Genomic DNA, 26,283 nt, shown 5'->3' on the forward strand with positions numbered 1-26,283 from the left:
AGATAGAAAAAATATCAACAGCTAGGTTGATATATTCTTAACATTGGAGGTTATCATGATGCGATGGGCAAGAAATTCAATGCGTTTAGCATTATTAGCATTTTTATGGAAAATGATGAAGCAAAAATCTTTCGGTAAAAGACGTATGGATAATGATATACATTAATAGTTGAGGCTTTTCTATAAAATAGTATTACCATTCCATAAATCATTATAAGGTCTGCTTGCACTTAATTTCTTAATGCAGGCAGCCTAAAGATCGCTATCTTTGTCAAATTTAATGCCTGGGCTAAGGTTACCCTTCTCATAAAAAAATGTTTATAATTTTAATTAATTAAAGTAATAAGGATATTGATGACGCCTAGAGAATACCTTGACAAGCGACGAATGCCAATCGGTGCAGAGTTTATCAACAAAGGTGTTCATTTTAGAGTCTGGGCGCCTAAAAGAAATAAAATAAGCCTCATATTAAATAACAATAAGGATCATTCACTTCAATTAACCTCTGAAGGCAATGGCTATTTTTCTATTTTTACTAATGAAGCTAAAGAAGGTGACTTATATGGGTTTCAGCTTGATAAGGACACAAAAATATACCCCGATCCTGCATCGAAATACCAACCAAAAGGCCCTCATAACGCTTCGGAAATTGTGAATCCTAAAAAATTTAAGTGGACGGATCAACGCTGGCGAGGAGTAAAAAAGGAAGACGCTATTATTTATGAAATGCACATAGGGACTTTTACTCAAGAAGGGACCTTTTTAAGTGCAGCTAACCATTTAGAATATTTAGCCGATTTAGGCATTACAGTGATAGAAATGATGCCTATTGCAGAATTTGCTGGTGAATTTGGCTGGGGCTATGATGGTGTGGATTTATTTGCACCTATGCATACTTATGGAAAACCTGATGATTTACGTTATTTTATTAATCGTGCTCATGAATTAAATATTAGCGTTATTTTAGACGTTGTTTATAACCATTTAGGGCCAGATGGTAATTATCTAAGGCAATTTTCTGATGGCTATTTCTCTAATAAATACAGTACTGACTGGGGAGAAGCCATTAATTTTGATGAGGATGCGGCAGAAGTAAGAGAATACTTCCTTGCCAATGCGAAGTATTGGATAGATGAGTTTCATTTTGATGGCTTAAGAATTGATGCTTCACAAAATATTTATGACACCTCCAAAATACATATCTTACAAGAAATAAATGTAGTTATAAGACAAACAGCACCTAAACGTTTTATTTATTTAATTGCTGAAAATGAGCCTCAAGATACTGATTATTTAAGAGCAATAGCGCAAGGTGGGTTAGGCTTTGATGCGCTCTGGAATGATGATTTTCACCATACCGCACAAGTGCTTCTAACTGGCAAGCGCGAAGCTTACTACACCGATTATACTGGTTGTCCACAAGAATTTATTTCAGTTATTAAGTATGGCTTTTTATATCAAGGTCAATGGTATAAATGGCAAAAAAAAACACGAGGTAAACCAACTTTTGATCTAGCGCCAACTTGCTTTATTCATTTTTTAGAAAATCATGATCAAATCGCAAACTCTGTTTATGGAAAGCGAATTCATAAAAAAACTAATCCCTCCTCATTGCGTGCTATGACAGCTTATTTATTGCTTTCTCCTCAAACACCTTTGTTATTTCAAGGCCAAGAGTTTGCAACTTCCAGTCCCTTTAATTATTTTGCCGATCATAAACCTGAAATAGCAAAAAAAGTATATCAAGGCCGTCTTGAATTTTTCAGACAATTTCCTAGCGTACGTACTCCTGAAGTACGCGCTTCTCTACCTAATCCAATTGTTAAAGAAACCTTTATTAACAGCAAATTAGATTTATCAGAAAGAGAAAAAAATGCTACTTGGTATCAACTCCATAAAGATTTAATTGCGCTTAGAAAAAGTGATAAAGTTTTTAATAGCCATACGACTAAACAAATCGATGGTGCTGTATTATCACCTCAGGCTTTTGTTATTCGTTTTTTTAGCAGTGAAGGTGACCGATTAATGATTATAAATTTAGGCACAGACTTAAATTTAGATCCAGCACCAGAGCCCTTATTGGCTCCGCCAATTCATTGCTATTGGGAATTATATTGGTCCAGCGAGGATCCTAAATATGGTGGCCATGGCACAATTCGTCCTAATATTAAAGATAATTGGTATATACCTGGGTTTTGTACAATGATTTTAAAGCCTAAAGAGTTAACTTAATGGAGCAGATAATTAGGCATCACCCTATTGCTAAGTATGAGGGAAAAGATAGCCCAATAAATAATGCGGAGAAGCTATTACGTGGTGAGTGGCTTATAACCAATGGCTTAGGTGGTTATGCCTCTAATTCCGTAGCTGGTATTACTACTCGTAAATATCATGGCTATTTAATTGCTGCTCTACCTCCTCCTTATGGGCGGACAATCATGTTGAATCATCTTCATGAAGAAATTACAACAGAAAACGGTGAACTGTTTATAATTAGCTGCCATGAAAGAGGCAACGGTAATATATCATTAACTGGCATGAGCTACTTACAAGAGTTTTACTTAGACTACGGCCTACCTGTATGGCGTTACAATATTAATGGTATTGTTATTGAAAAGCGAATTATCCTTATTTATCTTCAAAATACCGTACAAATCACCTATAGGCTCATTGAAGGGGCTAATAATATTCGCTTAAAGATTCAACCCTCTTTTCATTTTCGCTCGCATGAAGCGCCTGTTAATCAGCAGACTCAATCTCCATACCGAATTTTTACTATTGAAAACCGTTATGAAATAACCCTCGATGATTACCTTTATGTACGGCTCTTTTTACATGGTAAAAATATTAAATTCATTTTACAAAGCTACTTAATCCCCGATGCTTACTTTCGAATGGAAGAAACACGAGGTTATGAGTTTTTGGGGAACTTATGGACACCTGGCTATTTTAGTCTAGATTTAGCTAAAGGAAATTCGGCGACCTTTGTTGCGTCAACGGAGAGCTGGGAAATTATCTCTGCACTGAAGCCGGATATGGCTTTTGCTGCTGAATATTCGCGGCGCAAGCACTTATTAGCATTAGCTTCACAAACCGCTAAAGATGGCATGGGTGCTGAACTAATCCTTGCAGCTGATAAATTTATTATTACACCACTAACCCGCACTAAAGATAGCATTTTAGCCCACGCGGAAGGGAATGAAGTACATACCATTATTGCGGGATATCATTGGTTTACCGATTGGGGCCGGGATACCATGATTTCTTTAGAAGGATTAACCTTATGTACAGGACGTCATAAAGAAGCATTATGGATATTAAAAACATTTGCCCATTATGTAAAAGACGGCCTTATTCCTAATATGTTTCCAGAAGGCGAGAATGAAGGGTTATATCATACAGCCGATGCAACTTTATGGTTTTTTCACGCTATTGACCGTTATTTAGCAATTACTAATGATTATTTCGAATTACCTTACTTTCTACCTACCCTTAAAAAAATTATTGAATGTCATGAGAAAGGAACTCACTTCAATATTGGAATGGATTCTAAAGATGGCTTAATCAAACAAGGAAAAGAAGGTTACCAACTGACATGGATGGATGCTAAGGTAGGTGATTGGGTGGTAACACCTAGGCGTGGTAAAGCCGTTGAAATCAATGCCTTATGGTATAATGCGCTAAAATTAATGGAGGAATGGACTGAGCATAATGATAAACAAGCCAGTCAACATTATAAAAAATTAGCTAGGCGAGTTTATCAAACATTTAATCAAAAATTTTGGATCACTAATAAGCGCTACCTTTATGATGTGATAGAAGGTGAAGTTGGTCACGATGATGCATTACGTCCCAATCAAATTTTTGCAATTGCATTAAGTTATCCTGTTTTGGATAGAAAACGTTGGATAGATGTCATACATCGCTGTAAAGATGAATTATTAACGCCCTATGGGCTACGTTCCCTAGCGCCTAACCATCCTGATTATAAACCCCGTTACGATGGGGATTTAAGAGCACGAGATGCTGCCTATCACCAAGGTACAGTCTGGGCATGGCTAATTGGGCCCTTTATTGATGCCTGGATTAAAGCCTATCCACATGAACGCACCAAAGCACGCGAATTTTTAATAGGCTTTGAACAGCATTTAGAAGACTCAGGGGTGGGCTCCATTAGTGAAGTATTTGATGCTGCAGAACCCTATACGCCCCGTGGCTGCCTAGCGCAAGCTTGGAGTGTTGCTGAAGTATTGCGGGCATGGGTAAAAACAGCGCCTGAAATAAACTACTAATTAAGGATAATAATAGTAAATTCAAAAGAAAATATTATTTTTCATCCCTAATTTAATATCAGTCATCCTGAGAGTATATTTACTTTGTTTATAAGTAATATGTGTGTTTAATTTTTAATCTACTATACTTTATCTTTAAATAGGAAAGTTAGATTACTAGCATGTTTGTAGAGCCAGTACTTTATCCACGAAGCTAACTTGCATAAAAAAATCAGACATTGTTTATGTCTTATGCTTTTAAAATTTAATTTGAAAAAGCTGATATTTTCTAAAGGTTTATAAAACTTATGAATAACATCACTTATTTTACTTTCTTTATCAGTACTTTAGCTATTCTTAATCCTTTGAGCAAAGTGCCAATTTTACTTAGCTTAGGGGAAGGACATTCAGAAAAAAAGTTAAAAAATATTGCTTTTATTACTGCAATAACCGTATTTATTATCCTCATAATTAGTTTATGGATTGGTTCATTTTTGCTAAAAGCATTTGATATTTCGATAGGGGCATTTACTACTGCTGGCGGCATTATCGTATTTTTAATCGGTCTGCAATTAATGCAAATTAATCTTCACTCAACTCCGCCCAAAATCAGCATAAGAAAAGAATCAATCGCTGTTGTACCTCTGGCAATTCCTCTCATTGCAGGCCCAGGCACAATAGCGACCGTCATTTTGCATGAATATCATGTGCAATCTATTTTAGAGCGCTTATGCTTAAGTCTACTTTGTTTTATTTTAGCGTTAATTGTTTGGCTTTGTTTACACTTCGCAAGCTTTTTAAATAAAAATTTAGGTCAGGATATTTTAGCTATTATTAGTCGATTAATGGGATTAATTACAAGTGTGATTGGCGTACAACTGGCAAATACTGGTGTGCATCTTTTGTTTCCGTAAGTAAGGAGTTAAAATTACTCCGCTGTTAAACAGAATTTCAACCAATTGAGAGTGCAATGATAGGATTTAATGGATAATAAAAATTTTAAATTTCCTCGCTTAATCTCTTTGGATGTCTTAAGAGGGATTATTGTCGCCTTAATGATTATTGTTAATAGCCCTGGAAAACAACCGTCTTATACGTGGATTGAACACTCACCTTGGAATGGATGTACCTTAGCTGATGCTATCTTTCCCATGTTTATTTTTATCGTTGGTGTATCAAGTGTTTTTCAACTATCAATTCTTAGAGAAAAATTGCCAGTTAATTTATTGATTGTAAAAATTTTTAAACGTAGCCTTATTCTTTTTGCCATTGGCTTATTATTAAATGCCTTTCCAAACCACTTTGATCTAAGCACTTTAAGATTTTATGGTGTTCTTCAACGTATAGCAGTTTGCTATTTTTTTGCAGCATGTTTATTTCTAACAACGAGCATACGCACACAATTTATTATTTTTATTTTAATATTAATAAGTTATTGGCTTATTAATACTGGCTTTCCAGGTTACTCAGGCCCTAACTTAACTGCAGAGTTTAATATTCCAGCCCAAGTAGATAGAACGTTATTTTCATCTGCACACTTATATGGTAAATATTTTGATCCTGAAGGCCTATTAAGTACATTTTCATCCTTTGCAACTGCATTGCTAGGCAATCTTGCAGGCTTCTTGCTTTTATCTTATTGTAATGAAAGACAAAAATTTTATGGGTTAATAGTAGCGGGATTTTTAAGTATGTTGTTAGGTTGGCTATGGAGTTTTTACTTTCCTATTAATAAAACATTATGGACAAGCTCTTATGTATTATGGACAGGCGGTATAAGTTTGCTAGCTTTAGCAGGATGTTATTGGTTGATTGAAATTAGAAAGTTAAAAGCCTGGTCATACCCTTTTAGAATCTTTGGTATAACTGCTTTATTAGTCTATGTCTTACACATTGTGTTCTTAAAAATTCAAGTGCTGATTCAAATTTCTTATCATGGAACGCAAAGTAATTTAAAAACATTCATAACCGATAGCCTTTTTAATAAGTTCTCTGCTCAAAATGCCTCCCTAAGCTATGCTATTTGTTATATGTTGTTTTGGCTTCTTTGCTGTAAATTATTGTTTAAGAAAGCCCGTTCATTAAAAAAATATTAGGATCTGGTAACAATTCATCTATCTCCTACGTGTCGCGACTTATTCGCGGCATCCAATAGATGATAAAATTAAAAATCCATACTAAATACAACTCATCATCTGTAACTTAACTTATCCAATTATTTAAAGCCAGTCCAATACCAAAACTTGTAGTTTTATGGTTATATTCAATTAAGCTCTGCCCATAGCCACTAAAAAACTGTGTATAAAGTGAGAGTGTATTAAGAAAAGGATAGGATAAAGTCATTTGTATAAAACCTCTTTTGAGGCCGCTAGCAAGGTTTTGAACTTCTAAACTTGCCTTTAAAGTAGAAAACTGATAAGAAATAAAGGTATTTTCATACCCTAAATAATAGGCGATATTTGGATTATGCACATCACTTGATCTTTCTTCATCAATTAAAGTCCAGGCTCGTACGTGAGCTAACCAACGTGAGCCGGAAAATTGCAGTTGAAGAAAAAGACGATTCCAACTGCGTTCAAGTAGCCCCCCGCGCCCATTTGATTGGTGGTTAACACCAAACTGCGCAGCAATAGTGGGGTTAAAATAATTTTCAATAAAAAATTCTGGTGCGTAATTAATTTCACGAAAATATTGCGAATCAGCATATACTTGCCAATACATCAATTGAGTATAAGCAAAATTCAATGACATTGGCTTATCTTTAATTAAATGATGAACAAGGGGAACTAAAAAACTAATTTGCGCTTTTAGTTCATCTTGCATAACGGACTGGTTATCCGGGGTCGCTTGCCAATAAATTTCTTGAAAAGGATTTCTTGTATGATAATAAGGTAAAATATAATTAGGATGATATAGATTAAGAATATTTATATAGCGTGCAGTTTCCTTTTTTTCGGTCACCTGCTTTTCAAGTACTGTTTCTTCATCTTGCAAAGGCTCAGTCTCAGAAAAGCAAACTGTACTAAGTAAACAAGAGTTTAAACAAATAATAAAAGTTAGTAGCTTAATTCTCATAAAGGCTAGCACTCCGTTTCTATGCCTCTTGCAAGAATATAATCAATTTAACTTAATTTTATAGACCTGCCTAGCTAAAACTCACTATTTTAATAAAAATAGTTATATTCTTACTTTTTAATTGTTTTACATTAAGGTGGAGTAGGAAAATAAGTATTATAAATTTTTAAATAACTGCCATCTTTTTCCATTTGCAATAACTGTTGGTTAATTTGATTAATTAAGTTGCTATTATTAGAAACCGACATGATACCAATTCCCTCGCCAAGCACAGTTTCTTTATCTAAATCTTGCAACTGATCCCCACAAGTCATTACCCAATAATTAGCAGTTATATAGTTTAAAAAAGCAGCGTCAATTTGATTATTATTCAAAGCATTCATAACGTCTTCAATGTCATTGAATTGCTGAATGGTAAAGAGATTAGGAAAGTTTTGTATTAAGTAATCATAATAAGGCCCTTCTTTTTCTTGGGTCTTAAGAATACCTACTATTTTCCCTTTTAAATCATTTATTGATTTATAAGAAGAGCCCTTTTTAAGGATAAACTGACCTTTACTAAGCATATAAGGTAGGCTAAAAAGATAATTTTCTTTAAGTTTTTTTGAAGCGGTGATGCCACCTACTGCAATATCAATACTGCCATTATCAAGGGCTGTAAATAAACGATAATAATCCATAGGAATAATGGTGCAATCTTGATTTAAATTCTTACAGATAGTTTTAATTAGTTGAATATCAAAGCCACTGTCTGGTGAAAGAACAAAAGGTGGATAAAATAATAATGTCCCTACCTTAATATCGGCAAAGCCAGGCGCCGTGATGAACCAAGAAAGTATGATACCTAACAACCTAATTCGCAGTTGCATACATGCCTTTCCTTATCCTAATGTCATTATATTTGATATTTAATACGATAAAATATCAAACTCCCTTAAAATTTTTTAAATTTTATTTCTTTATTATAGTTTAATAACTTACTATTTTAATTTACTTTATTAACTACAAGCATATTGACAGCTTTTAGCCACCCCGTAAAATTACGTTCTATCTGCTTATAATGATTTTCAGGTAAATATTCACCTTCTTGTTGCCAACTCTGTTTAATTTCAGCAATTGATGTCAATTCTCCGCAACCCAAAGTTGCGATTAAGGCAGCACCTTGCGCTGTTGTTTCAATATCTTTTGGACGCTGGACAGTTAACTGGCATTGTGATGCTAAAAACTGCAATAGCCACTGATTTACGGTCATTCCACCGTCAACACGTAAAACACCTATTTTAATTTTGCTGTCATCTTCCATACATTGTAAAATCTGCTTAGTCTGATAACAAACACTTTCCAAGGCTGCCCTGGCAAAATGGGCACGATTACTTGTTCTGGTTAAACCAACCACTAAAGCACCAGCAGAGGATAGCCAGTATGGTGCTCCTAAACCAGTAAAAGAAGGTACTAAATAAACTCCTTCATTATCTTGTAAACTGCTTGCTAATGGTTCTGACTCCGTGGCAGAAGATATAAGTTTCATTTCATCACGTAACCATTTAATAATAGTACCCGCATGATACAGACTTCCTTCAAGTCCATAGGCTAACTGGTCTTGTATTTTATAAGCGATTGTAGTTATTAAATTGCTAGAGTGTATAGGTTGAAAACCTGTATTCATGAGCAAAAAGGCGCCTGTTCCATAGGTTGCTTTTACCATACCATCTTCAAAGCAACGCTGACCAATTAAAGCTGCTTGTTGATCGCCAGCAATACCTGTAATGGGCACTGAGAATCCAAATAATGCTTTATCGATTGCGCCAAAATAGGCATCACAAGATTTAACTTCTGGCAATACATTGGCTTTAATTTCAAAAAGGTTAAGCAGATCTTCATCCCAAGCTTGCTTAAAAATATTAAATAACAAAGTTCTTGAAGCATTTGTCACATCAGTAGCATGAACTTTACCTTGAGTTAAGCGCCACAATAAAAAGGTATCAATCGTACCAAAAGCGAGCTGATTTTTTGCAGCAAGCGCATGGGCTTGAGGAAGGTTTTTTAAGAGCCAATTGAGCTTGCTTGCTGAGAAATAAGGATCTGGAAATAGACCTGTTCTTGCCTTAATATAGGCTCTATCTAAAGTAGAGCAAAAAGCTTCGGTACGTCTGTCTTGCCATACTATAGCAGGATATAAACATTTACCTGTTTGCTTATTCCAAACAACAGTAGTTTCACGTTGGTTAGTGATACCACAAGCAAGTAATTTAGTAATATCAATTTTCGCTGTGACATCTTTGACAACCTTCACTGTTTTCGTCCAAATTTCTTCAGGGCAATGCTCCACCCATCCCTTTTCAGGATAAAATTGAGTTAAATCATATTGGCTAACAGCTACTAATTGACCGTATGGAGTATAAATCATAGCGCGTGTACTACTTGTCCCTTGATCAATTGCTAAAAGATATTTTTCCATTTCTTTCTATTTCCTAAATATAAAGGTAGTATTAATTGATTTTACATGCTTTTTTAATAAGGCAAATACATGACTAAGTTTTTTGATCTCGCTGTAATAGGGGGTGGAATTAACGGCTGTGGCATTGCTGCTGATGCAGCCTTACGTGGCTTGTCAGTTGCTTTAATAGAAAAAGATGACCTTGCTTCAAAAACATCGTCAAACAGTAGTAAATTAATTCATGGCGGTTTAAGGTACCTTGAGTATTATGACTTTTCTTTAGTAAAAAAGGCGCTTGATGAACGGCAATTATTACTTTCCTTAGCCCCACATTTAGTTAACCCATTACCTTTTGTCTTACCTTACTTAACGTCTATGCGACCTATGTGGTTATTACGTTTAGGTTTATTTTTATATGACAATATCAGCCGTAAAAATAAACTACCTAAAAGCAAGGTAATTAAACGCCAAACCTATCTCCCCTATTTTGCACCATTAAAGTCATCTATAAATAAAGGATTTCTTTTTTATGATTGTCATACAGATGATGCAAGGTTAACCCTAGCTAATGCATTACAAGCAAAAAAACATGGCGCTGAGATTTATTCTTATACTGAGCTAATTCATGCTAGAACTGAAAATAATATTTGGCATTTAACTCTTAGAAATCAGCATGGCGAAAAAAGTTTATACCAAGCGCGAGCTGTCGTTAATGCAACAGGCCCTTGGGTTACTTCTATTAATGATTTATTATCGCTACCCAATCAACAACAGATGTCCTTAATCAAGGGTAGCCACCTTGTGGTACCTAAACTTTATGATGGGTCTCATGCTTATTTATTACAAAATAACGATAATCGAATTGTTTTTATTATTCCTTATTATCAATATTCTGTCATTGGAACAACTGATACTCCGTTTACAGGTAACCTTGATCAAGTTGAAATTGACAATAAAGAAATAGACTACCTTCTACATTTAGCTAATAACTACTTTAATGTAGCTTTAACATCTAACGATATTGTCCATACTTGGAGCGGCGTAAGACCTCTTCTGGGTGGACAAAATGACTCCCCTCAAGCACTTAGTAGAGATTATATTTATCACTACACGTCTAATCCTGCACCTGCATTAACTATTTATGGTGGTAAAATCACTACTTACCGACAGCTAGCCAAAGACGCTGTGGATCAACTTAACGCCATTTTTCCTGACTTAAAGTCTTCTAGCACCTATAAAACACCTTTACCAGGCGCCCTATACGATGGTATAACCTATCAAGAATATATAGATTACGCTCGCCATAAATACAATTGGCTTCCCTCGGATACCTTATCTCGTTTATTTACAACTTATGGTACCAACCTAGAAGTTCTTCTTGCTAATTGTAAAGATTTAGCTGATATGGGCCAAGACTTTGGATTTGGATTATTTCAAAGAGAAGTCGATTATCTACGCGCACATGAATGGGCAGTACAGATAGAAGATATTTTATGGCGACGAACTAAACTAGGTTTTTATTATACGAAACCATTAAAAGAAAAACTAAACAATTATTTACTCTCATAAATAGTTCTAATCTTTTTTATCTTTTTCGATTGCCTTACGAATACCTGACACATCGGCAGCAGTAGCTTGGTTAATCAATTCCTTTAAACTAGATTCAGGCAAATTGCCTGAATCGGAATAAATAATGATTCCTTGTTTAAAAATCATCAAATGAGGTATAGAGCGTATTTGAAAAGCTTCTGCTAATTCTGTTTCTTGCGCAACATCTACTTTCGTAAATTTAATACTAGGATTTACGTGAGCAACTCGCTCGTAAACCTCAGCAAATTGCTGACAAGGAGCACACCAATCAGCCCAAAAGTCAATAATAACGATATCATTTTGACTGATAAGCTGTTCTAGTTCTGCAGCATTGATATTTAGCGTTAACATATATTATTTCTCGCGGTAGCCTTATTCAGTACTGTAAGAATATTATTAAATATACTATCAGTATCACCTGTTCCGTTTATTCGATGAAATAATGGTGCATTAGGCTCCATGGATTTAGCCCATCTTTCATAGTAATGAATTAAAGGCTCAGTTTGCTGATGATACACTTCTAATCGCTTAGCAATTGTTTCTTCCCTATCATCATCACGCTGAATAAGTGGCTCACCCGTTACATCATCAAAGCCTTCAAACTTAGGTGGATTGAATTTAATATGATAAACTCGGCCTGAAGCTACATGCACGCGTCTTCCACTCAGTCGGTTCATAATTTCGTGATCTGGTACGGCAATTTCAATAACATGATCTAAGTTAATATTTGCCTTTTTTAACGCTTCAGCTTGAGGCAATGTCCTGGGAAAACCATCAAAGAGAAAGCCATTTTGACAGTCAGCTTCTTTTAAGCGCTCTTTAACTAAACTTATAATTATCTCATCAGAAACTAACTTACCTGCGTCCATTATTGCTTTAGCATTTTTACCTAACTCAGTTCCTGCAACAATAGCTGAACGTAACATATCCCCTGTAGAAATTTGCGGGATATTGTAATATTTAATCAACTTAAGGGCCTGGGTACCTTTGCCAGCACCGGGGCTACCCAATAACATTAAACGCATTAATTAGCTCCTAACTATAACTTCAATTCAATCTGCAAATAATCACGTAATAGAACCCTCCTCTGCACCGAAAAGCTGCATTTGGCACATTTTGAACAATAACAATGCCTCAAAATACTCATGTAGAAGGCTATACTGCACTTTCACAGCATGATTTTCGTCTAAAACGTACTTAAATCCAACTTTTCGCCAAGATTCAGGCTAATTACCTGATCTATTATATAATTACATTTATCTTCTAAATTAATTTTAGAGCATAAATTATGAATAAACTCGACTAATTAAAATTTATCTTTAATTAGTGACAACGACTTAATTGAGCGTGATAAATATCTGCTCGGGTACTTACTTTTCTTGCTACTTGCATAACCCAAGGTCTTTTCAAAAAAGTTTGCCGTTGATAACCGCCAATTCCTTCATGATAAGCTAAATAGAGATTATAAGCATCATTCCGAGGAATACCTGTCCGAAGATTGATTTGATTGATATACCAGCCAATAAAATCTACAGCATCAGTAAAGTCGCTACGTGATGACCAAACTCGACCATTATTTTTTTTATAAAGTGCCCATGTTGTACGTAAAGCTTGGGTATAGCCATACGCGCTGGAGGGCCTTTTCCAAGGAATCACCCACAATATTCTTGTTCGCTTAGGACGAGCTCGACCATCAAATTTTGACTCCTGATGTATTATTGCCATTTGAACAGAAACAGGTACTTGCCAACGATGTGCCACCTCTCTGGCATCCCTATACCAGCCAGGATACTGCTTAAAAATATAGCAAAGATTATCAACATTGCGTGGTGGTTTGGTTGCGCAAGCAGATAATAAGAATAACAAGCTAAGTAGCAAGGGACGTAAAAAATTCATTTAGGACATAAGCCAATATAAAAATAGACTTATTAGTAGCAAAAAAGCTTTAAAAATAAAACTCTTTTATGAAAATTCTTTAATTGATTAGATTGTTTCTGCAAAAGGACATGTTAAAATCTTAATTCGCAAGTTTAGGATAAACATCACAAGTCAAAAAACAATGAAGTAGTAACAAAAGCAGGTAAGAAAACAGGAATTTTTTTAATTTAAATATTTTGTCTACTTATAAAATTATCATTGATTTAAAGGTTTTGGTGATTCTTAAAGTTTAAATTACATTACTTATTGAGAGTTTAATTGAATATCTTAGTCTTTGATATCGAAACAATTCCTGATATTGAAACAGGAAAAAGATTATATAGCTTAGATGATCTATCTGATGAAGATGTAGCTACTGCAATGGGTGCTTTGCGTAAAGCTAAAACAGGAAACGATTTTCTTCCTCATTATCTTCAAAGAGTTGTGGCAATTTCACTAGTACTTAATCAAGAGCAGCAACTTAAGGTGTGGTCTTTAGGAAATGAGCAATCCGATGAAAAAGAATTAATTTCACGTTTTTTTACCGGCCTTGATAAATTTATGCCTACTTTAATTACCTGGAATGGAAGTGGTTTTGACTTGCCTGTATTACATTATCGTGCCCTCCTACATGGTATAAGTGCTCCAACTTATTGGGAGTATGGCGAAAATCAACAAGCATTTCGCTTTAATAATTATTTAAATCGTTTTCATTATCGTCATTTAGATTTAATGGATGTTTTAGCAGCTTATCAAAATAAAGCCTTTGCTCCATTAGATGAAATTGCTAGTATGTTAGGCTTTCCTGGCAAAATGGGCATGAGCGGCGCTAAAGTTCTAGACAGTTATTTAGCTGGAAATCTAAAAGAGATTCGCGATTATTGTGAAACTGATGTGCTAAATACTTACTGTATTTATTTACGGTTTGAATTAATGCGCGGAACTTTTAATCAGAACCAATATGATGAAGCGATTAAACAATTAAAAAATTATTTAGCTGATAATTCACATAAAATACATTTTCAAGAGTTCTTAAGTAAAATGGCTTAAAAGAATTAATTAGATCACATAAAATAAAGGACGCATTTAAATCTCACTCATAAGGTGTAGTTTGACGTAGATTTTTTCTTAATAACCAAGCATCCTCAAGACCACCCACATCTTGATAATAGTCCTTTTTAATTGAATCTTTTTGAAAACCAAAATGCTCATATAAAGCAATAGCACGTTGATTACTCGGTCTAACCTCTAAAATAATACTATCAATAAAGCTACCTTTTAATTTGTCAATAACCGCTTTTAGTAAATACTTACCTAAACCTTGACCTTGCATTGTCGGCATGATACATAAATTGAGTATATGATAGACAGTACATGTTTCACGCGAAATAATATAACCAATGATAATTTTTTTTTTATCTGTCTCGTGCTCTAACACCTGACAATCATAACCCACTAAAATACAATCGCTGATAATATTCCGGCTCCAAGGCGCTCGATGTCCTTGTAGTTCAATGCTATATACTTCATCTAAATCAGTGAATTGCATTGAGCGGACGGTAAACATAAATGGCTCACCTTAGTAGTTATTTAAATTAAAATAGTTAAATAATCGTTTATAAACATGTAAATTATTTACATATAATTGCCTTGCCTCTAATCCCTAAAGCTAATTGTAGATTCTACTATAAGGTTTATCAATTTATAAATAAGTACTTATATATTTTGGTAATGTGCTAAATTATACATATTATTTTACTTTATTATCATTATCTAGATTAAACATAACGAATCTTTCACTTAGTCAATATCTAGAGGCTTTAATGGTTGGATAACATATGGCATTTCCGCCTAACGAGAATTAATGGGGAAATGAACCTCATTGCTAAGTAATGGATGAATCCCCGCCACGCGGGGATGACAAAGCATTAATAGAGGCATAATAAAAAATTTATAGGTGATGACTTAGAATTTGTAAGGGTTAATATAGACACCCTTTAATTATTTGCGCAAAAATACTACACAATAAAGCGGTGCCTACTCAACTTAATTAAACAATTACTCCTTATTTTTTCTTCTTTTTAGGTAAATATAAGTCAGTTATTGTCCCTTCAAATGCTTCTGCGGCTTGCCCCACTGATTCTGATAACGTCGGATGCGGATGAATTGTTAAGGCAATATCTTCTACATCACAACCCATCTCAATAGCTAAAGCAGTTTCCGCAATTAGATCACCGGCACTTATTCCAACGATACCTGCCCCTAAAATACGGTTAGTATCTGGGCAGAATAATAATTTAGTCATCCCTTCTTCTCGTCCCATACTAAGCGCTCGTCCACTAGCCGCCCAGGGGAAAACACCCTTCTCGTAAGCAATTCCTTTTTCTTTTGCCTCTTTTTCTGTTAAACCTGCCCAAGCTATCTCAGGATCTGTGTAGGCAACACTGGCAATGCATTTAGGAGCAAATTCATGCTTCATTCCGGCAATAACTTCAGCGGCAACTTTTCCTTCCGGAATTGCTTTATGTGCTAACATAGGTTGTCCTACAACGTCCCCAATGGCAAAAATATGGGGTACGTTAGTACGCATCTGTCTATCAACAGGAATATAACCGCGCTCATCGACATGAACGCCAGCCTTTTCAGCATCAATCGCTTTACCACTTGGCCTTCTACCTACAGAAACAAGCACTTGTTTAAAGCATAAAGGTGTATCAGTTTTATGCTCACCTTCCATACTTATGTAAATACCATCTTTTTTTGCTTCTACAGCAGTCACTTTAGTCTTTAATAAAAAGTTAACGCCTTTCTTACTCATGCGCTTTTGTAACACATTAACTAAATCGGTATCTGCGCCAGGGATAAGCTGATCCATAAATTCAACCACTGTCACTTTAACCCCTAAAGCTGAATAAACAGTAGCCATTTCTAATCCAATAATACCACCACCAAGAACCAGCAAATCACCTTTTATATCAGCTAATTCTAAAGCGCCAGTAGAGCTAAAAATTCTTGGATCTTCTGGAATAAATGGTAAATTAACAGACTCACTACCTACTGCAATGATTGCATTATCAAAGTCTATTGTTTGCTTATCATCTACACTAACTTGATTTGGCCCGGTAAACTTAGCTGTACCAGTAACTACCTCTACTTTACGTTGCTTAGCAAGCGCTTTTAAACCACCTGTTAATTTGCCAACGACCGAATTTTTCCAGGCAACTAGCTTTTTATTATCAAACTTAGGCTTACCAAATGTAACACCTTGATCTGTCATCTCATGGGCTTCATCCACTACTTTAGCAATATGCAGAAGTGCTTTTGAAGGAATACATCCGACATTGAGGCACACGCCCCCTAAAGAAGGATACCTTTCTACCAAAACAACTTTTTTACCTAAATCAGCAGCACGAAAAGCCGCAGTATAGCCACCTGGGCCACTACCTATAACGACTACATCTGCTTTAATACTTTCACTCATTACGGCCTCATTATTAATCACTATTAAGTTTAGTTAATTTTAATTACATTTTTTATGCGCTTTAACAATAAACGCATACTATAAAATAATTCTCCGAATATCACTTAGTAACTCGGCAATATAGCGAGTAAATCGTGCAGCTTCAGCACCATCAATAACCCGATGATCATAAGACAAGGATAAGGGCAACATTAACCTTGGTCTGAATTCATTATTAATATAAATAGGTTTTATAGTTGAGCGGGATAAACCAAGGATAGCAACCTCAGGGCTATTTACTATAGGTGTAAACGCAGTACCGCCAATGCCTCCCAAGCTCGAAATTGTAAAGCAGCCGCCACTCATATCCATAGGCGTTATTCCTTTATCACGAGCTCGTTGACTCACTTCAGCCATTTGACGCGCTATTTCACTAATTGATAATTTATCTACCTCTCTTATTACTGGTACGACTAAACCATTTAATGTTTCAACAGCAATACCAATATTAAAATATTTTTTATAAATTAAATTATCGCCTGTACTATCCAACGAAGCATTGAACTGTGGGAAGGCAAGCAAAGCCTTGCTTACTACTTTCGTAACAAATGCCAATATAGTTAATTTATACCCTGTATTTTTGGCAGCTTCAGTTTCAGCTTTGCGAAAAGCTTCTAAATCAGTGATGTCTGCTTCATCAAACTGAGTAACATGAGGAATAGTTATCCAAGAACGATGAACATTCTGGCCAGTTAAGCGTTTTATTTTATTTAATGGCTTTGTTTCAATTTCACCAAATTTACTAAAATCAATTGTAGGCGCCTGAGGTAATGAAAATTGGCCTGATGCAGGTTGCTCTACTAGTTTTGCTTTAATAAAAGCTTGAATGTCTTCTTTAGTAATTCTGCCTTTACGACCTGTACCTTTTACCTTAGTTAAACTAACACCGAGCTCTCTAGCCATCCGTCTTACTGCCGGGCCAGCAAAAACATTATCATCTGATGTAGTTTCTGAATCTTCACTATTTGGCGCTAGAGCTTTAGTTTGTTCGGCTTTTGAGGGTGATGGCTCATCTACCTCTTTAGACTCATTTTCGTTATCTTTTGGGGCTACTTTAGACTCTGGAGAAGCGGAGTCATCAGATTTATTTTGACTCAATCCTTGCGTTTTTAATGTTAAAATTAAAGTACCCTGCGCTACTTTATCACCTACCTTTATGGCAACCTTATCTACACTGCCGGCAGCAGGTGCTGGAATATCCATAGTGGCTTTATCACCCTCAAGGGTAATTAAGGCTTGATCTTTTTCAATAGAATCGCCAGGTTTAATCATTACCTCAATAACATCAACATCAGTGGCCCCACCAATGTCGGGAATGACCACGTCTATCAACTTGCTTCCTTCCGATAGATTACTTGGTTTCTCTTTAGAATTATTTACTTGATTATTACTTAATTGCTCTATAACAGCAGATTCCTTGATTGCTGTATTTTTTTCAGCAGAGGACTTTTTATCTTCTTTAACTTCTAAAGCGCTTTGATCTTCATCTACAAGCGTTAAAATGACATCCCCTTCACTTACCTTATCTCCAATATTTACTAGTATTTTTTCAATTTTTCCAGCTTGAGGTGAGGGAATCTCCATGCTTGCTTTATCTGACTCTAAAGTAATTAAAGATGTATTAACATCAATTTCATCGCCAGGATGCACTAAAATTTCAATAACATCTACATTATTAGCTCCGCCAATATCAGGAACTTTTATTTTAATTTCATCTGTCATGTTTATCCTCAGCCATAGGCTATTGAGCCTAATGTCATTTATTTCTTACAACTTATGCCCTTTGCAAGAAGACTTAAAAGGGCATGGGATATATTTTATTATTGTAGTGCTGGATCTAACTTATCAGCATCAATTTTATAACGTTTTATGGCGTCACTAATCACACTCTTCGGCAAATCACCCTGCTCAACTAATGCTTCTAATGCTGCCAAAGTAATAAATTTTGCATCTACTTCAAAGAAATGTCTTAGTTGACTTCGCGTATCACTCCGACCGTAACCATCTGTTCCTAATACTTTATAAGATGCGGGAACAAAAGGCCTAATTTGATCGGCGTATAAACGCATATAATCAGTCGCTGCAACAACCGGTCCTTGACAATTTTTCAATTGCTGAGTGACAAAGCTTTGGCGTGGTGTCTTTTCTTCAGGATGCATTCTATTATAACGTTCAACCGCTAGACCATCACGACGTAATTCATTAAAACTAGTTACACTCCAAATATCTGCGCTCACTTTATAATCTTTTTGTAATAACTCAGCAGCAGCAATTACTTCACGTAAAATCGTTCCACTACCTAAAAGCTGAAGATGAGCTTTTCCTTTTTTAGAACTTTTACGTATTTGATACATCCCTTTAAGAATACCTTCTTGAACGCCCTCAGGCATTTCAGGTTGACTATAATTTTCATTCATGACGGTGATGTAATAGAAAATATTTTCCTGATCAACATACATACGACGTAAGCCATCTTGAATAATAACTGCCAATTCATAAGCATAAGTAGGATCGTAGGTAACACAATTAGGAATAGTTGATGCCAATATATGACTATGACCGTCTTGATGTTGTAACCCTTCACCTGCTAGCGTAGTTCGACCAGCTGTACCTCCGAGTAAAAATCCTCTGGCTTGTATATCCCCAGCAGCCCAAGCTAAGTCACCAATACGCTGAAAACCAAACATTGAATAATAGATATAAAATGGAATCATGGGCAGTTTATTAGAACTATAGGATGTACCTGCAGCAATCCATGAGCAAAAAGCGCCTGCCTCGTTAATGCCTTCTTCTAAAATTTGGCCATCGCGTGCTTCGCGATAGTACATAACTTGTTCGTGGTCAACAGGGGTATATAATTGCCCTACCGGCGAATAAATACCAATCTGACGAAACAATCCTTCCATACCAAAAGTTCGACATTCGTCGGGAACAATGGGTACAATTTTTTTACCTATTTCTTTATCCTTCAACAATAGTGTTAAAATACGAACAAAAGCCATCGTAGTTGAAATTTCTCTATCACCAGAGCTTTTTAATACAGAATCAAAATAAGATAACTCAGGAATTTTAAGGGGCTCAAATTCTGTCGTTCTTGCAGGTAAGTATCCCCCTAAGGATTCACGCTGCTTACGTAAGAATTGTACTTCTGGACTATCGTCAGCTGGTCGGTAGAAAGGAATTTCGGTAATTTTATCATCACTTATTGGAATACTAAATCGATCCCGAAAAGCCCGTAAGTGTTCAATGGACATTTTCTTTTGTTGGTGGGTAATATTCTGGCCCTCACCAGCAGCGCCCATACCATATCCCTTAATTGTTTTTGCTAAAATAACTGTTGGGGCACCTTGGCTTTCCATTGCTTGAGCATAAGCAGCATATACTTTTTGTGCATCATGGCCGCCCCGATTTAATCGCCAAATGTCGTCATCAGACATATGCTCAACCATTTTTTTTAGCTCAGGGTATTGACCAAAAAAATGTTCGCGAACATAAGCGCCATCATGTGCCTTATAAGCTTGATAATCACCATCCACGCACTCTTCCATACGCTTTTGCATAATACCTTTTTTATCACGCGCAAACAGATTATCCCAGCGTGCACCCCAGATTACTTTAATAACATTCCAACCTGCACCACGGAATAAACCTTCTAATTCCTGAATAATTTTACTATTACCCCGTACCGGACCATCTAACCGTTGTAAATTGCAGTTAACAACAAAAATTAAATTATCTAATTTTTCACGAGCAGCAATAGTTAAGGCACCAACAGATTCCGGTTCATCCATTTCACCATCACCTAAGAACGCCCATACTTTTCTACCTTCAGGTTCAATTAAGCCACGGTTTTCTAAATACTTAAGAAAACGAGCTTGATAAATAGCTTGTAAGGGGCCAAGGCCCATTGATACAGTTGGAAATTGCCAAAAATTATTCATTAACCACGGGTGAGGATAAGAAGAGATCCCTTTACCATCAACCTCTTGGCGAAAATTAGCAAGCTGTTGTTCAGAAAGTCGGCCTTCAAGAAAAGCACGCGCATAAATGCCTGGCGACGAATGCCCCTGAATATAGAGTAAATCGCCACCATGCTTGCCATTTGGCCCTTTAAAAAAATAATTAAATCCTACTTCATATAAAGTAGCAGCTGAAGCATAGGAAGCAATGTGTCCACCGAGCTCAGGCGCATACTTTCCAGCCCGTAAAACCATTGCAACAGCATTCCAACGGATAAGGGCACTAATCCGTTTGCCAATTCCTTCATCAGGCGGCATAAGCTTTTCTTCATGAGGCTTAATAGTGTTTCGATAAGGTGTACATATTGTATTTGCAATCTTTACACCTTCTGCATTTGCCAGGTTTTGTAATTGTTTTAAGAGGAACCCTGCTCTTTCGCTACCCTCATTTTTTAATACCGATTGTAAGGCATCCAGCCATTCACGTGTTTCAATTGGATCAATATCATTAAACGTTTCACTTGCCATGAATGTGTTCCTCATCTTAAGTCTTATTGACAAACTCGCACTGATCGTAACTGCTTAGAGACTGCGCCAGTACAAGCTTGTACACAAATGCGATAGTCTGATCGACAATCACAAGTTGTTTTGCGGCATTGTAGTGGATCACGATAAGAATTCAAATCACGAATTATCTCTCCACCTTTTACGTATTGTTCATGTTGATAATAAAGGTAAGCTTCAGATGCTGATTGCTTAGCGAAAGCAACACATTGCGGACAACTGTTTCGACAAACTTTATTACAAGCCGCTGCTCGCTGCTCACAAACGACGGTACATAAATTACATGAAGCCTTCGTTTGACCTACAGGATAATGCGTACAAGAGCTCAAAAAGATAAATAAAAAACTCAGTACGCTACGCATAAAAATAGTCATTTAAGTATACTCATGATAATAATATTTAGCCTATTATAACCAAGTCGACAAGGTAAGTAAGGCAATTAAAATTAAATAAACAATCAGGGCACACTCTACTAAGCTTTGGGCATAAGGTAGTGTAACTACTTCTTCATCCTGACCACGGGCTGCAAGTAATCCTCCTGTACTTAACATAGCATCATTGTTTTTGGGTGAAGATAAAAACATTTGTCGATAATAGTTAAATCCTTTCAGAAAATTACCAACAAAAAGATATAACATTAGCGTTATTCTAGCAGTAGGCCAATCTAAAATATTAATTATATTTGTTGCCGCCCTTTGTGTAACTTCATATTGCATACATAAAGACACTACTCGATAAAATAGCACACCTAATGGCCCAATAAATATAAACCAGAAAATAATTGCAAAGAGCTCATTATTGACTTTAGCAAAATAATTTCCTGCACTTAATTCATTTTCTAATTCATTGGCGGGTGTAGAATTTGGGTAAAAGGGGTTTTCTGGCCCAATGCAATAATAAAAAATAATAAAACTAATTAAAAAGCCAAAAAGACCAAATAGTAAATGACCTACAAGTACGAATACAACCCAAACAACCAAAAGTACGGGTAATACAAAAAGGATTAACGCTATGTAAGAATTTTTAAGTAATCCTGTTTGAGAAAATTTACTAGTTAAATTCCCAACATAATTAGGAAACCATTTAAAGCGTGTTTCTGAAACTGTATGAATTAAATAGCGTTCACTTAAAAGAGTTAATATTATAATCAATAACTTCATTATTAATCCTTACGCATTTTATCTGATAATGCAATGGGAGTTGGATATTTTAAAACGACCAAGTAAGAAGAAACGATAAAAGTTAGAATAGTCGTTGCCTGTATTAAATTAGACGCAACCTCTGAAATTAAATTGGTACCTAGAGCAATGCTCGCCACTAGAAGTGAAAATTCGCTTGCTTGTCCTAAACGTAAACCTACTTCTCTAGCAATTGGCTTCTTCTCACCTGATTTGACTAAAAGATATTGAAATACTAAAGGCTTAAGTACCAGCACTAATAGAGCAAGCAAACAAGCAGGGATAATAACTTGCGCGACAAAACTAAAGTTAAAAGTTGCTCCTATAGAGAAGAAAAACATGACCAAAAAGAAATCTCGTAACGGCTTAAGGCTTTCAGCAATATAAAGAGAAATAGGGCTTGATGCTAGCGCAACGCCTGCGACAAAAGCTCCAATATCTTCTGATAAGCCTATTTGCTCAGCTATAAAAGAAAGAGCAAGGCACCAACCAATTGATAATAAAAACACATATTCCTGTGTTCTATCAAAACGAGCTAAGAGTTTTACAAGGACATAGCGTTCTACAGCGAAAGCCAATAGTGTTAAAGAAGGCAGCGCAAAACCAACTAGGATAAAATCATTTAAAGAAAGACCATCACCTTGCGCACCGTTAATTAAAATAAGCACAATAATGGCAATAACGTCTTGCATGAGTAAGACGCTGATCATTACCTCACCTGTATGCTGATGATGCAAGATAGTTGTTGGCAAAAGTTTTAAACCAATAATTGTACTGGAAAACATCATTGTTGCACCTAAAACCCATGACTCTCCAACACTAAGTCCAAACCATCTACCTATACAAAATGCTATTACTGCAAATAATGCAGAGCTAATAATAGCAATCCCGGTGATTTTTTTAAGCATATGAACAAGATTTTGGGGCTGTAAATGTAAACCTAATAAAAACAATAGGAATACAATACCTATATCGCCAACTTGTTGAACAACAGTGACATCTGTAACAAGCTTAAGACCCCATGGACCTAAAGCCGCGCCTAATAAAATATAAGCAACTAATAAAGACTGCCTAGTGTATAAAACAAGCGTTGAAAATACTGCAGCCCCAGCAAAAATTAAAAAAATAGTATAGAAAACTGAGCCTGTATCCATAGTTAAATCACTGTTTAAAGAGTTAAGAGGGCTTATTGCCACGATAAAAAGTAAAAACTAATTTTTTATTAAATTGCATTATTCTTAAATTCATATATTAAATTATTATTTTAACACTTATCACTCTGAGTGCTGGCCTATTTAATATTAAAAAGCACCCTGCTTTTACAACATATGGAATTCAAAATCAAGTAAGAACTAGAGAATTCAAACTGCAATTTATCTTTTATTTTTAATAAAAGGTTCCAGAAGTTTTTCCCCGAAAAACATGATAAGAATAAGCAGTATAAGCAAGCAAAACTGGCAACATAATTGCCACGCCTACTAAAATAAATATAAGCGTTGAATCTGGTGCTGCAGCCTCCCAAATCGTTATTTGATGAGGAATTAAATAAGGATAAATACTAATAGCTATACCTAAATAAGCACAGAGAAAAATAATAATACTACCAATAAAAGGTTTGTTTTCATTACCAGTGGATAAGTTTGAAAGATTATACCATGTTATTAGGATAGCAACGCCAGTTAAAATAGGAAGTGGCGCTAAGAAAAAAATATTAGGAATACTGTACCAACGATTAAAAATTTCATCACTATGCAGCGGCGTCCAAATACTGACAATAATTAAAAATAAACTTACTAATGTTAGCATTCCTTTAGCATAATGAATCATTTTACGCTGCAGTCTACCCACACTTTTAATGACCATCCAGGTCCCACCTAGCAATCCATAGCCGCATATTAAAGCCACGCCCGTTAATAAGCTAAATGATGTTAACCAATCTGTACTATTTATAGTTAGCCTTGCTTCATCAATTGGAAAACCTTGTACAACACATCCTAAAACGACGCCTTGAAAAAAAGCGGCTGAAATTGAACTAAGCGAAAATATCCAATTCCATAGTGGCTTACTTGTAGATGCTTTAAAGCGAAACTCAAAACTTACACCCCGAAAAATTAAAGCAATAAGCATTAACATTATCGGCATATATAAGATCGGAAGGAGTAAACCATAAACAATGGGAAAAGCACCATATAACATGGCTCCTCCGAAAACTAACCAAGTCTCATTACCATCCCAAACAGGCGCAACTGAACTCATCATCTGGTCTCTTTCAAGTTCACTTTCAGTAAACGGAAATAAGATACCTATACCTAAATCAAAGCCATCTAAAATAACATACATGATGATGATAAAGGCGAGCAATCCTGCAAAAAGAAAAGGTAACATTATTTAGACTCTCCACTTTTATCAATTTCGGCCATATATTGAAACGGCATATGATCTACAGCCTGGTTATCAAGCATAACTAATCCATGACGAATGGTTTTAAATAAATAATACAGATAAAAACTAAAAATAATTCCATAGACTAAAATCAACAGCATGAAAGAAATAGCAACATCTTGCCAAGCAACATCTGAAACAGCGTCATGTGTCCGTTGTAAATTATAAACAATCCAAGGTTGACGACCAAATTCAGCAGTAAACCAGCCACTTATAGTGGCAATAAATCCAAATGGTGCGGTAATTAAACACCATCTAAGAAATAATTTTGATTTAAATAGTTTCTCTCCTCGTCTTAGTAATAGAGCAACGATTGCTGTCGCTAGCATTAAAAGCCCAATACCGACCATGATGCGAAAAGAGAAAAAAACAGCCGCTACTTTTGGTTGATCTGCCAAACTAACTGAACGCAATCCAATTAACTCACCATTTAGATCATGAGTATTAATCAAACTTGCAAGTTTAGGTATTTCAATTGCATATTTATTTTTTTGTTCTTGCTGCGATGGAATAGCAAATAAAACTAACGGGGCACCTCTTTGCGTTTCCCAAACACCTTCCATAGCGGCAGTCTTAAGAGGCTGATATTTATGAATAGCCAAACCAACCGTATCTCCTATCCATATTTGCAAAGGAACAACAATTAAAGCAGACCACATCGCAAAAGATAAACATGTTTTAGCAATATCTTCATGTTTTTTTTGTAATAAAAAGTAGGAAGCCACACCAGCAACCACAAAACAAGTTGTCGTATAGGATGCAAAAATCATATGGAGTACACGTGGGATAAATAAGGGATTGAAGACTACCTCCCACCAATTATTAACAATGTATTTGCCATTTTCTATCGCATAACCGGATGGCATTTGCATCCAAGAGTTTGCTGATAAAATCCAAAAGGCGGAGATTGCCGTGCCAACACCAACAAATACGGTAGCAAAAAAATGTAATTTAGGGGGAACACGATTCCAACCGAATAGCATCACACCTAAAAAGCCCGCTTCTAAAAAGAAGGCAGTAAGTGTTTCATAAGCGAATAATGCGCCTAACACATTGCCAAAATGAGTTATAAATGGGCCAAAATTAGTACCGATTTGATAAGCCATGACAATTCCTGACACGACGCCCATACCAAATGTTAGCGCAAAAATTTTAGTCCAAAACTTACAGATAGTTAAATAAAGAGGATTATTTGTTTTTAACCAAATAGCCTCCATAATGATTAGAAAAATACCAAGACCTAAATTTAGAGTCGGAAACAAAATATGAAAACCAATACTAAATCCAAATTGTGCCCTAGATAAGATTTCTACAATCATATTTTTACCCT

Annotated in this window: 21 protein-coding genes; 6 read left to right on the forward strand and 15 right to left on the reverse strand. The window is 35.6% G+C overall.

All coding sequences use genetic code 11. From position 1 onward, the window contains the following. Window positions 1-354: 354 nt before the first annotated feature. From treZ to DYH30_RS08035, 4 genes are all read left to right on the forward strand, one after another. Window positions 355-2,232 (forward strand): malto-oligosyltrehalose trehalohydrolase, encoded by a 1,878-nt coding sequence (gene treZ / locus DYH30_RS08020; protein ID WP_115331160.1) that lies wholly within the window; start codon window positions 355-357, stop codon window positions 2,230-2,232. Continuing rightward, complete coding sequence (locus DYH30_RS08025) at window positions 2,232-4,292, forward strand: amylo-alpha-1,6-glucosidase (RefSeq protein ID WP_115331161.1); 2,061 nt, start codon at window positions 2,232-2,234, stop codon at window positions 4,290-4,292. The genes treZ and DYH30_RS08025 overlap by 1 nt, the downstream gene beginning before the upstream one ends. A gap of 287 nt (window positions 4,293-4,579) precedes the next feature. Then, the gene (locus DYH30_RS08030) at window positions 4,580-5,185 is read left to right on the forward strand and encodes a MarC family protein (protein ID WP_115331162.1); all 606 of its coding nucleotides are present in this window, start codon (window positions 4,580-4,582) and stop codon (window positions 5,183-5,185) included. Window positions 5,186-5,254: 69 nt separating this feature from the next. Continuing rightward, a complete protein-coding gene (locus DYH30_RS08035) occupies window positions 5,255-6,367 on the forward strand; it encodes an acyltransferase family protein (RefSeq protein WP_115331163.1) in 1,113 nt (370 codons plus the stop codon). 106 nt (window positions 6,368-6,473) lie between these two features. Here DYH30_RS08035 and DYH30_RS08040 read toward each other — a convergent pair whose 3' ends face one another. The 3 genes from DYH30_RS08040 to glpK all read right to left on the reverse strand — a co-directional run bounded on the left by DYH30_RS08040 (window position 6,474) and on the right by glpK (window position 9,804). Then, window positions 6,474-7,346 carry a phospholipase A gene (locus DYH30_RS08040; RefSeq protein WP_115331164.1) on the reverse strand — a complete coding sequence of 291 codons (873 nt, stop codon included), beginning with the start codon at window positions 7,344-7,346 and terminating at the stop codon, window positions 6,474-6,476. A 131-nt stretch (window positions 7,347-7,477) separates the two neighbouring features. Then, on the reverse strand, window positions 7,478-8,215 hold the full coding sequence (locus DYH30_RS08045; protein WP_115331165.1) for a transporter substrate-binding domain-containing protein: 738 nt from the start codon (window positions 8,213-8,215) through the stop codon (window positions 7,478-7,480). A 116-nt stretch (window positions 8,216-8,331) separates the two neighbouring features. Next, window positions 8,332-9,804 carry a glycerol kinase GlpK gene (gene glpK, locus DYH30_RS08050; RefSeq protein ID WP_115331166.1) on the reverse strand — a complete coding sequence of 491 codons (1,473 nt, stop codon included), beginning with the start codon at window positions 9,802-9,804 and terminating at the stop codon, window positions 8,332-8,334. 69 nt (window positions 9,805-9,873) lie between these two features. Between glpK and glpD the strand changes: the two genes are divergently transcribed. Continuing rightward, a complete protein-coding gene (gene glpD, locus DYH30_RS08055) occupies window positions 9,874-11,352 on the forward strand; it encodes a glycerol-3-phosphate dehydrogenase (protein WP_115331167.1) in 1,479 nt (492 codons plus the stop codon). Window positions 11,353-11,358: 6 nt separating this feature from the next. On the opposite strand, the gene DYH30_RS08060 is transcribed toward glpD, so the two are convergent. The 3 genes from DYH30_RS08060 to DYH30_RS08070 all read right to left on the reverse strand — a co-directional run bounded on the left by DYH30_RS08060 (window position 11,359) and on the right by DYH30_RS08070 (window position 13,269). Next, on the reverse strand, window positions 11,359-11,724 hold the full coding sequence (locus DYH30_RS08060; protein WP_115331168.1) for a thioredoxin family protein: 366 nt from the start codon (window positions 11,722-11,724) through the stop codon (window positions 11,359-11,361). Continuing rightward, window positions 11,718-12,398, reverse strand: coding sequence for an adenylate kinase (gene adk / locus DYH30_RS08065; RefSeq protein WP_115331169.1), 681 nt, complete (start codon window positions 12,396-12,398; stop codon window positions 11,718-11,720). Before adk ends, DYH30_RS08060 begins: the two co-directional genes overlap by 7 nt. A gap of 298 nt (window positions 12,399-12,696) precedes the next feature. After that, window positions 12,697-13,269: a transglycosylase SLT domain-containing protein gene (locus DYH30_RS08070; RefSeq protein WP_115331170.1), complete on the reverse strand. Its 573-nt coding sequence runs from the start codon at window positions 13,267-13,269 to the stop codon at window positions 12,697-12,699. 300 nt (window positions 13,270-13,569) lie between these two features. On the opposite strand from DYH30_RS08070, the gene DYH30_RS08075 reads away from it, so the two are divergent. Continuing rightward, window positions 13,570-14,340, forward strand: coding sequence for a 3'-5' exonuclease (locus DYH30_RS08075; RefSeq protein WP_115331171.1), 771 nt, complete (start codon window positions 13,570-13,572; stop codon window positions 14,338-14,340). A gap of 43 nt (window positions 14,341-14,383) precedes the next feature. On the opposite strand, the gene rimI is transcribed toward DYH30_RS08075, so the two are convergent. From rimI to DYH30_RS08120, 9 genes are all read right to left on the reverse strand, one after another. Continuing rightward, entirely contained in the window at window positions 14,384-14,857 is a 474-nt protein-coding gene (gene rimI, locus DYH30_RS08080; RefSeq protein WP_115331172.1) for a ribosomal protein S18-alanine N-acetyltransferase, read from the reverse strand. Between the two features lie 498 nt (window positions 14,858-15,355). Further along, window positions 15,356-16,771 (reverse strand): dihydrolipoyl dehydrogenase, encoded by a 1,416-nt coding sequence (lpdA, locus tag DYH30_RS08085; protein WP_115331173.1) that lies wholly within the window; start codon window positions 16,769-16,771, stop codon window positions 15,356-15,358. Between the two features lie 78 nt (window positions 16,772-16,849). Next, entirely contained in the window at window positions 16,850-18,532 is a 1,683-nt protein-coding gene (aceF, locus tag DYH30_RS08090) for a dihydrolipoyllysine-residue acetyltransferase (RefSeq protein ID WP_115331174.1), read from the reverse strand. Between the two features lie 98 nt (window positions 18,533-18,630). Then, window positions 18,631-21,297, reverse strand: coding sequence for a pyruvate dehydrogenase (acetyl-transferring), homodimeric type (aceE, locus tag DYH30_RS08095; protein ID WP_115331175.1), 2,667 nt, complete (start codon window positions 21,295-21,297; stop codon window positions 18,631-18,633). Between the two features lie 23 nt (window positions 21,298-21,320). Next, window positions 21,321-21,707, reverse strand: coding sequence for an acyltransferase (locus DYH30_RS08100; RefSeq protein ID WP_115331176.1), 387 nt, complete (start codon window positions 21,705-21,707; stop codon window positions 21,321-21,323). Window positions 21,708-21,740: 33 nt separating this feature from the next. After that, window positions 21,741-22,493: a hypothetical protein gene (locus DYH30_RS08105; protein ID WP_115331177.1), complete on the reverse strand. Its 753-nt coding sequence runs from the start codon at window positions 22,491-22,493 to the stop codon at window positions 21,741-21,743. A gap of 2 nt (window positions 22,494-22,495) precedes the next feature. Continuing rightward, window positions 22,496-23,665, reverse strand: coding sequence for a cation:proton antiporter (locus tag DYH30_RS08110; RefSeq protein ID WP_115331178.1), 1,170 nt, complete (start codon window positions 23,663-23,665; stop codon window positions 22,496-22,498). Window positions 23,666-23,897: 232 nt separating this feature from the next. Beyond that, a complete protein-coding gene (gene cydB, locus DYH30_RS08115; protein ID WP_115331179.1) occupies window positions 23,898-24,896 on the reverse strand; it encodes a cytochrome d ubiquinol oxidase subunit II in 999 nt (332 codons plus the stop codon). Continuing rightward, window positions 24,896-26,272, reverse strand: coding sequence for a cytochrome ubiquinol oxidase subunit I (locus DYH30_RS08120; RefSeq protein WP_115331180.1), 1,377 nt, complete (start codon window positions 26,270-26,272; stop codon window positions 24,896-24,898). Before DYH30_RS08120 ends, cydB begins: the two co-directional genes overlap by 1 nt. Window positions 26,273-26,283: the final 11 nt, after the last annotated feature.

Origin of the sequence: Legionella busanensis (assembly GCF_900461525.1) — a bacterium.
In the GTDB taxonomy this organism is placed as follows: domain Bacteria; phylum Pseudomonadota; class Gammaproteobacteria; order Legionellales; family Legionellaceae; genus Legionella_C; species Legionella_C busanensis.